This window comes from Streptococcus sp. 2579 (assembly GCF_013277195.1).
Taxonomy (GTDB): domain Bacteria; phylum Bacillota; class Bacilli; order Lactobacillales; family Streptococcaceae; genus Streptococcus.
Genome location: NZ_VMMM01000011.1, coordinates 40,480 through 49,255 on the forward strand (window position 1 = coordinate 40,480; position 8,776 = coordinate 49,255).

Here is an 8,776-nt window from a genome sequence, read left to right on the forward strand (position 1 = left end):
CAAAACCAATTTAATGAAACTATTTTCTTAAAGACAAGTATAACATATTTCCCTTATTCTGGAGTGAAAAGGACTAGCGAGGCTAGGATTGCTCTTTGATACTCAATGAAAATCAAAGAGCAAACTAGGAAGCTAGCCGCAGGCTGTACTTGAGTACGGCAAGGCGACGCTGACATGGTTTGAATTTGATTTTCGAAGAGTATGAGTTTATTTAAAGAGTAAAATACTCATCAAGGTCAAAATAGCTGGTCCTCCTTGCTTCAAAATAATTTTCTTATCTGCTGTGAGAGAGCCATAAGCCGCAGCACCAATCACAAATAAAACAAAAATAGTCACAATTTCTAAATTCTGTGAGAAATAAATCCCATACAAGAGAAAGACTCCTAGCAGAGCATTATAAATCCCTTGATTTTTAAACAATGAACTTACTGACGGACGAGCCAGTTCTTCCTTGTCCATGTTAAAGACACGACTAGTCGCATCTGATTGCGTTGCAATACTTTCCAAATAAAAAATGTAAAAATGCTCCAAAGCAACAATCGTTGCTAAAATGATTGTCATAATTGACACCTATTTCTCCTTAAATTTCTATATTTTCAATACCCAAAACCAATTTATTTACTAAACGGCTGAGTTCTGTTCTTTCAGACTCTGTTAAGATACTTTCCATCGCTTCTTTAACCTTGATATGCTGCAGAGGCGGATTCACAACTAACTGCTCCTTGGCATACTTCGTAGTCTCTACCAACACTTCTCGTTGATTTTCAGGATTGCGATGACGCTCCACCAGACCTTCCTTTTCCAAAATCTTGAAATGTCGTGTCAAGGCAGCTTGATCAATCTTCAAACGCTCCTGAACCGCTATTTGATTACAAGGGGAATGCTTCAGTAAAAATAATAAAATCTGATACCGTGTCAAACTAATCCCAAGCCTTTTTTCAAACAATTGCGTACTCGCTTGCTCAGACAAGCGGAGTTGATACAGTAAATCTTGAATCTCTAACATTTCTTCTTCTCTTTTATTGATTTATCAATAGTTGACTAATCAATTATGATGCAAAGTAAAAAAAATTTCAAGGATTATGCTTGAATCATTACAAGATGGTAACTTCCCATTCAAATTGATAAACAAAAAACGAACGAGACTCGCTTCCTATCACGAAAGCTAGATCTCATTCGTCAAAATGATATTACCAAGTCTGGTTTATCCATTCATTGAAACGTGAACGTGATCATAGTGGTTCTCTGTCACGAAAGCTAGATCTCATTCGTCAAAATGATATTACCAAGTCTGATTTATCCATTCATTGAAACGTGAACGTGGTCATAGTGATTTTCTGTCACGCTACCACGGTCTGGCATCGGGTTCCAAGTGTTAGCTGGTCCATATTTGCTATCGAATGGAGCATAGAAACGTTGTTTCCAGATGATATAACTAATGCCGCGGCTAGCCATGTTTTGAATAGCGTATTCCGCAATCTTATCCCCTAGTTCTGAGCTTTCTGGTACCATGAAGTCGATAGCCAAACCTTTTCCGTGATCTCCACTGTCTCCTGGACGGTAACCACTAAAGGATGTGATGCCAAACAAGTTAGCAATTTCTTCTTTAAAGGCAGCCGTTTGTGGTTGAAGGCCTGCATTTTCAGATTTCGCTACTGCAAGTCCAGCATAATCGGGCGCAGCTGGAGCTGTGTAAGTTGTTGAAATTATTTTCGTCTCTTCTGGTTGATAAGTAGAAACTGTTGGTGCAGCTTCACTTGATGATGCTACTTCTTTTACTTCTTTTACTTCTTCTGCACTTGTTACAGTTGTTTCGCTTGCTGTTTCTTCTGCTGGCGTTGTAGTTGCTTCTACTGCTGATTCAGCTTGAGTCCTTGCTTGTGTTTCCTGCTTCTCAGTTGGAATCGTTGCCTGAGGAGCTGCTTCTTCAACTGCACTACTTGTTTCGGATGTTTGCTCCTCTGGGACAGAAGTACCTGTAGATGGTGTCACTTCTTCTGTAGCAGTCACTGTCTTTGTAACTTCTGAGCTTGATGCTACTTCTTTTGGCGCTTCTGCAATCGGTTGAGAAAGGTCTGCAACCTGAACAGTTTGATTATCAACCGTCACTTGATTGGTTGTCAAATCTGCTGTCGCAGTTCTCACTTCTTCACTAGAGTCTGCTTGAGGAGTTTGGATTTCAACTTCTGTTACTTCTTCAGCTTCATTAACAGTCGTTGTCAAAACAGTTTCTGGGAAAATCAGGTCCATATTAGTGATTTTATTCAAATTCGCAAGAACTGTGACATCTACACCCAAGGCTTCTGCAATTGTGCTCAAGGTATCACCATACTGTACTGTATAACTTGTTTTGTTATCCGTTTTAGTCAAATCATTTTGGATTTGCTCAACACTACGTGCAGTCCAAAAAAGTTCTTCTGCTTGAGTTACCAATACTGGGGCAAATGACAAGGCTACTGTTGAGGCTAATAATATTCTTTTCTTCATTCTTTCAAATTCCTTTCAAATGAGTACCTGACTATGATAACACAAAAAATGCAGAAAAAAAGCCCTCTCGGGCCTATTTAACAGAACTGTCTATTCCTTGTAATAAACTCGATTACTTGAAATAGTTTGTTAGGTCTCTGTCACAAAACTGACACAATCTTTTTATCGCTCAGCCTCAAAAATACGGGAAATATCTGCTAAGGCTTGAATCCTGTGATTGCCTTCATAAGTCGACTCTAAAAAATTGATACTTTGAATCCTACTATTCTGGGCAAATTCCACATCCAAAGTTCGATCTCCTATATAATAAGTATTATCAAGATTCAACTGATACTTGTCTATCAGATAGGTAGCTGCTTCTGGACTTGGCTTGCGCGCAAAGCCATTCTGACTGGTTAGAATCTCTGTAAAATAGGATTCCAGCCCCAGATCTCTTAGAATAGTAAAAGCATTGTCTCTCTTATGAGTGTAAACAAACTGCTGAATTCCTGATTCGTCTGCCCAAGCTAGCACATCACGCGCACCTGGCATCAAAACTACCTGAGCATTCTTCTCAGCCAAACTCTGGGCACGCACCTGATTTAGCACTTCCACATACAACTTTCTCTCTTCTGCCACCCGCACAAGCAAATCTTGCACCGAATACTTGAGGATAAACTCTCTCACCTTCTCCTTATCATAAGGAATAGCAAACTGAGCAAAAGTCTCCTCAATCCCTGACAAAATCGCTTCGTAAGAGTCCAATAAAGTCCCGTCTAAATCCCAAATAAAAGCTGTTTTTTGCATTTCCTATCCTTTCAAGCTCATATAACGCTGGTAACGGTAACGTAGAAATAACCAACGAAAACCATTATCCAAAAGAGTTCCGGCCCAAATACCGGGCAAGCCCCAACCAAGCACAATTCCCATCAGATATCCTGTTCCAATGCGGATACACCACATTCCTATACTTGTCGCATAAAAGGGAAGCCGAGCATTGCCCAAACCCTGCCAGACTGCCGTATAGATGACTGTTCCTGTCGTCATAGGGGTTCCAAGTAGTGAAAAAAGTGTTACTAGAACACTGGCCTCCACCGCTAGAGGATCAGTCGTATAGAGATGAGTTAGTGGTATACCCAAAGCATAGATACTGAAGGTCAAGGGTAACATGAGAACCAGAGAGAGCCAAAAGGTTTGCTTGCTCAAACTAGCGACTCTTTCCCAATCATCTTCTCCAACCGCTCGAGCTACCAGCATGACTGTTGCTGTAGCCACACCAAAGGCAGGCATATAGTTAAACTGGGTCAAGACTTCTCCGACTGCATTCCCAGCCACTGCCTCCGTTCCAAAAGAAACGACCAAGGCAATGATCACGACATCTCCAGCCCGCATCATAAGACGTTCTCCAGCTGCTGGTAAAGCCAAGATCAACAATTCCTTATCTAAACCAAAAGTTGGCTTCGCATAAGGCAGTTTTAATTGTGACCACAAAATCACAAGACCTACCAAACGAGACAGAATAGTTCCCCAAGCAACACCAGCTATTCCCATATCAAGAACAAAAATAGCTAGACTGGAAAAGAGAATATTCAAGGCATTGGATAAAAAACTAACATAGAGGGGCAAACGTGGATTATGCGTTGCACGAATCAAGGAACCCATACTGGTCATCAAGCCCAAAAGAACAATCGATCCGCCTACCAAGGATAGGTAGAGTCCACCACTCTCAGCTACATCTCTCTCCGTCCCCAAAAGTCCTATCATCTCTTTCCCAGCGAAGATGGACAAAGCTCCCAAAAGAAAACTTAATAGTAAGGTAATCTTCAAGGCCTCAGTCACATGATAGACTAGCTTAGACTGATCCTTCTGCCCCAAACTTTTTGAAATAACACTGGAAATAGCAGCTCCCAGAGCGATGAAAATCGCCTGGTAAATGGTGATAATATTGCCAGCTACTGATACACCCGAAATAGCTATCAAGCCCAAGTGGGCTACCAAGTAACTATCCACCATCCCCATGAGCATCTGCAAAAAGTTTTCGCCCATAGCTGGCAAGGCAATATTAAGAATGTCTTTATTTTTCTTAAACAATCCTTCCTCCTGATGAAAAGAAACTCAGTTGGTTTCCCAACCGAGTTTACTCCCTCTGTCTTAAAGTCCTAGATAAGCCTCAACCGCTGCTTGCATGTCAGCAGCCGCCACAGTTGTCTTATGACGAACTGGAGCTGTTTCAAGGCCATCAACTGCTGGTGGCACTGCAACTCCTGAGATTTCATGTAATTGAACCAAGGCTTCAAAGTCAGTTAAGCCTGCTTTTCCTGTTACAGCTTCTACTGCAACTACTGGGAACTTGTATGGACTAGCTGTTGATGCAATCACTGTCTTAGTCGCATCGCCAGTAGCCGTTTGGTATTTCTTATAAACTGCAGAGGCAACCGCCGTATGTGGATCCTCGATATAAGAATCTGACTCATAAACTCGCTTGATTTCTGCCGCTGTTTCTTCCTCAGTCGCATATTCAGCTGCAAATAGTTCAAGAATCTCTGCATCAAAGTCTGTCAACTCATATTGTCCTTGCGTGTTCAAGGCATTCATAAGTTCAGCTGTCTTTTCAGAATCATTTCCCAAAAGATGGAAAATCAAGCGCTCCAAGTTTGAAGATACCAAAATATCCATAGATGGACTAGTTGTTACTTTAAACTCACGTTTCTTATCGTAAACACGTGTCTTGAAAAAGTCTGTCAAAACATTGTTGTCATTTGAAGCACAGATCAATTTACCAACTGGTAGACCAATTTGCTTAGCATAAAAGGCAGCCAAGATATTTCCAAAGTTTCCTGTTGGTACGGTGAAATTGACCTTATCACCAGCCACGATCTCAGCAGTCTTGACCAACTGAGCGTAAGCATACACATAGTAGACAATCTGTGGCACCAGACGACCAATGTTCATCGAGTTTGCAGATGAAAATTGCAACTTGTTTGCAGCCAATTTTTCACGAAGTGCTACATCGTTAAACATATGTTTGACGTTAGTTTGCGCATCGTCAAAGTTACCATCAATAGCAATAACATGAGTATTGTCGCCAGTTTGAGTGGTCATTTGCAACTCTTGTACCTTGCTGACACCATCCTTTGGATAAAAGACGATAATCTCAGTTCCAGGCACATCCGCAAACCCTGCCATAGCAGCTTTCCCCGTGTCACCAGATGTCGCTGTCAAGATAACAATCTTATTTTCCAAACCATGTTTCTTAGCAGCAGTCGTCATAAAGTATGGCAAGATAGACAAGGCCATATCCTTAAAGGCAATCGTTGAACCATGGAAAAGTTCTAAGTTATATTGGCCGTCTAATTTCACTAATGGCGCGATAGCTGGAGTATCAAATTTGCTATCGTAGGCATTGTTGATACAGTAGTTCAACTCCTCAGCTGTAAAGTCATCTAAAAATGCTGACAAAACTAACTTAGCAACTTCCTGATAAGAAGCATCTTGCAATTTGTCAAAGTCCAAATCTACCTTTGGATAAGTAAGCGGTGTAAACAAACCACCGTCCGTCGCCAAACCTTGCAAAATTGCTTGGCTAGCAGTTACTGTATTATTGGCATCACGCGTTGATTGATAAACTAATGTCATTACTCTCTATCCTTTATCTATAGTCTCTTCCATTATATCATGATTTTTCAGAAAATTCTCCCTTTATAAAAGAAATTATAGTCCCAATTCTTTCTTCAAAGGCTCTAAATAAATCATTTCTTGTTTATTTCTCATCTTCAGACCTTCCTCAGCTAACAGAAGTAAGTCTTTGGAAATTTCAATAATCGCAGTCTCTTCCTGATCTGTAAGCTTCTTCTTAGAAAATTGTCGTCTTAAAAACTTATAATTTCGCCCAAATTCTTTAAAGAAAGGTGCTGTTTCTAAGTAAGATTCAAGTTTCTCTAAATTAACTAATAATCCCAAGTGAAAAGCTGCAGAAGCAAAAGTTCTATCAAGAGGCTGAGTACACACACTACGAAACTCAACTGTTCCTCGAGTCGTTAAGTCTTGGTACTGGTAACTACGATGAGTTTCAAAGTCTTTCTCTTGAGGGTAAATAAGAACCTCTTCCCCATTAAGATCAAATGCTTGGATTTCAGGTGTAGCTAAATAGTCCCTAGCCTGAATCGGATAAAAATAATAGGTTTGTCCATCACGTTCCGCAGTAAAAATTGCAGAATGATCTAGATAATCAAAAAAATCATCCTCATCTTTAAAGAGGCTAGCATTGACACCAACATTCTCTGGATATATACCATGCATCGATTCTTCCCAGAAAATATCTCTTGAGATTTTTGTATCCCAATCCGCACCTGTAAACTCAGAATTAGCAAATAAATAAGCCTTAACTGCTTCAATTTGGGTAAAAGCATTAATCACTCGTAAGTAGTTAGACTTTGAAATATCCAGCTGAACCTGACTCCCACAGATAAAAGAACCATATTCAGGGAAATGATGTAAGTTTGATTTAGTAACATTTCTACTCAAATTCAAATAGTCCATCAACATCTGATAACGTGGGGAAGCCACTGGACAATTCTCATTTTTATCCCAGTTGGGATGAATACCACAGCCAACAATAGCATGGTTTGATTCAGCTAACTTTTTCTGAATTACATCCATATAATTGTTGAAACGATTTTCGATCTCTTGAATCGTTTCAGCCTTGCCAAATGCAAACTCAATCGTAGTATAGGAAACTTCAAATAAAATAGCATCCTGACTTACTGGATCTACTAACTGGATAGGATTCCCAAAATCATCTACCTTTTCGATAGTAAAATCAAAAGAAGAAACTAAATATCGGAATAAGTGCTTGGTAACTTCAACATCTGTAGCAGCTCCTTCCAAGTTTACAACAGGATATTCCAGCTCAATCCCGACAAACAATTCAGGATTTTCTTTAATATTTTTCAAATATCGATGTTTTAATAAATCGATAGAACGAGACATACTTCCCTACACTTTCATAATCTAAATAAATTTTGAATAACTATTATTATACCAAAAATAATATAAAAAGGAACGAAGATTTACAACGTTCCTTAATGCTATACTATACCGGCGGCCGGGGTCGAACCGGCACGTCCTTGCGGACACTGGATTTTGAGTCCAGCGCGTCTGCCAATTCCGCCACGCCGGCAAATAGTAACTGGGGTAGCTGGATTCGAACCAACGCATGAGGGAGTCAAAGTCCCTTGCCTTACCGCTTGGCTATACCCCAATAATATAAAATAGGCGAGTGATGGGGATCGAACCCACGCATGCCAGAGCCACAATCTGGTGTGTTAACCACTTCACCACACCCGCCATAATTCTATTAACACGGGCAGTAGGAATTGAACCCACACTGAAGGTTTTGGAGACCTTAGTTCTACCTTTAAACTATGCCCGTAAAATGGAAGGGGAGGGATTCGAACCCCCGAACCCGAAGGAGCGGATTTACAGTCCGCCGCGTTTAGCCTCTTCGCTACCCTTCCAAAATATATAAATGGCGCGAGACGGAATCGAACCGCCGACACATGGAGCTTCAATCCATTGCTCTACCAACTGAGCTACCGAGCCTTATTGCGGGAGCAGGATTTGAACCTACGACCTTCGGGTTATGAGCCCGACGAGCTACCGAGCTGCTCCATCCCGCGCTAATACAAAAGGAGGATGTGGGATTCGAACCCACGCACGCTTTTACACGCCTGACGGTTTTCAAGACCGTTCCCTTCAGCCGGACTTGGGTAATCCTCCAAAATAGTTTATACGGGAATAAACCCGTGTCCTCTTAGCGAACAGATAATATTACAATTCTCTAGTAATGGACTAAACACTATGGGCACGAGTGGACTCGAACCACCGACCTCACGCTTATCAGGCGTGCGCTCTAACCACCTGAGCTACGCGCCCAAGTCAAAAACTTGGTACAAAGAACAAAGTTCAAAGCGGGTGACGAGAATCGAACTCGCGACAACAGCTTGGAAGGCTGTAGTTTTACCACTAAACTACACCCGCTAAAATGGGAGTTAACGGGATCGAACCGCTGACCCTCTGCTTGTAAGGCAGATGCTCTCCCAGCTGAGCTAAACTCCCTAGAGCTAAGCGACTTCCATATCTCACAGGGGGCAACCCCCAACTACTTCCGGCGTTCTAGGGCTTAACTTCTGTGTTCGGCATGGGTACAGGTGTATCTCCTAGGCTATCGTCACTTAACTCTGAGTAATACCTACTCAAAATTGAATATCTATTCAAACCAAGAAAACCATTCGCTTTCGTATTCTCAGTT

General features: G+C 41.2%; 7 protein-coding genes, 11 tRNA genes and 1 rRNA gene. All 19 read right to left on the reverse strand.

Annotated features, from left to right (window positions below; translation table 11 throughout):
* Nucleotides 1-207: 207 nt before the first annotated feature.
* The 19 genes from HT725_RS06550 to rrf all read right to left on the reverse strand — a co-directional run bounded on the left by HT725_RS06550 (nucleotide 208) and on the right by rrf (nucleotide 8,703).
* On the reverse strand, nucleotides 208-570 hold the full coding sequence (locus tag HT725_RS06550) for a DUF1304 family protein (protein WP_173218871.1): 363 nt from the start codon (nucleotides 568-570) through the stop codon (nucleotides 208-210).
* Between the two features lie 10 nt (nucleotides 571-580).
* On the reverse strand, nucleotides 581-1,006 hold the full coding sequence (locus tag HT725_RS06555; RefSeq protein WP_173218873.1) for a MarR family winged helix-turn-helix transcriptional regulator: 426 nt from the start codon (nucleotides 1,004-1,006) through the stop codon (nucleotides 581-583).
* Nucleotides 1,007-1,296: 290 nt separating this feature from the next.
* On the reverse strand, nucleotides 1,297-2,487 hold the full coding sequence (locus HT725_RS06560; RefSeq protein ID WP_173218875.1) for a LysM domain-containing protein: 1,191 nt from the start codon (nucleotides 2,485-2,487) through the stop codon (nucleotides 1,297-1,299).
* Nucleotides 2,488-2,649: 162 nt separating this feature from the next.
* Nucleotides 2,650-3,273, reverse strand: coding sequence for an HAD family hydrolase (locus HT725_RS06565; RefSeq protein WP_173218876.1), 624 nt, complete (start codon nucleotides 3,271-3,273; stop codon nucleotides 2,650-2,652).
* Nucleotides 3,274-3,276: 3 nt separating this feature from the next.
* On the reverse strand, nucleotides 3,277-4,557 hold the full coding sequence (locus HT725_RS06570) for an MATE family efflux transporter (protein ID WP_173253265.1): 1,281 nt from the start codon (nucleotides 4,555-4,557) through the stop codon (nucleotides 3,277-3,279).
* A 60-nt stretch (nucleotides 4,558-4,617) separates the two neighbouring features.
* Nucleotides 4,618-6,102, reverse strand: a complete 1,485-nt coding sequence (gene thrC / locus HT725_RS06575; RefSeq protein WP_173218878.1) for a threonine synthase — start codon at nucleotides 6,100-6,102, stop codon at nucleotides 4,618-4,620.
* Nucleotides 6,103-6,177: 75 nt separating this feature from the next.
* Nucleotides 6,178-7,455: a glutamate-cysteine ligase family protein gene (locus HT725_RS06580; RefSeq protein ID WP_173214441.1), complete on the reverse strand. Its 1,278-nt coding sequence runs from the start codon at nucleotides 7,453-7,455 to the stop codon at nucleotides 6,178-6,180.
* A 106-nt stretch (nucleotides 7,456-7,561) separates the two neighbouring features.
* Nucleotides 7,562-7,645: transfer RNA gene (locus HT725_RS06585), tRNA-Leu, on the reverse strand.
* 9 nt (nucleotides 7,646-7,654) lie between these two features.
* Nucleotides 7,655-7,726 (reverse strand) — tRNA-Gln (locus HT725_RS06590).
* A 13-nt stretch (nucleotides 7,727-7,739) separates the two neighbouring features.
* Nucleotides 7,740-7,812: transfer RNA gene (locus HT725_RS06595), tRNA-His, on the reverse strand.
* 14 nt (nucleotides 7,813-7,826) lie between these two features.
* Nucleotides 7,827-7,897 (reverse strand) — tRNA-Trp (locus HT725_RS06600).
* A gap of 4 nt (nucleotides 7,898-7,901) precedes the next feature.
* Nucleotides 7,902-7,982: transfer RNA gene (locus tag HT725_RS06605), tRNA-Tyr, on the reverse strand.
* Between the two features lie 12 nt (nucleotides 7,983-7,994).
* Nucleotides 7,995-8,067: transfer RNA gene (locus HT725_RS06610), tRNA-Phe, on the reverse strand.
* Nucleotides 8,068-8,070: 3 nt separating this feature from the next.
* Nucleotides 8,071-8,144 (reverse strand) — tRNA-Met (locus HT725_RS06615).
* A 10-nt stretch (nucleotides 8,145-8,154) separates the two neighbouring features.
* Nucleotides 8,155-8,244, reverse strand: a tRNA-Ser gene (locus HT725_RS06620).
* An 82-nt stretch (nucleotides 8,245-8,326) separates the two neighbouring features.
* Nucleotides 8,327-8,400, reverse strand: a tRNA-Ile gene (locus HT725_RS06625).
* Nucleotides 8,401-8,434: 34 nt separating this feature from the next.
* Nucleotides 8,435-8,505 (reverse strand) — tRNA-Gly (locus HT725_RS06630).
* 5 nt (nucleotides 8,506-8,510) lie between these two features.
* Nucleotides 8,511-8,583, reverse strand: a tRNA-Val gene (locus tag HT725_RS06635).
* Between the two features lie 4 nt (nucleotides 8,584-8,587).
* Nucleotides 8,588-8,703: ribosomal RNA gene (rrf, locus tag HT725_RS06640) — 5S ribosomal RNA — on the reverse strand.
* Nucleotides 8,704-8,776: the final 73 nt, after the last annotated feature.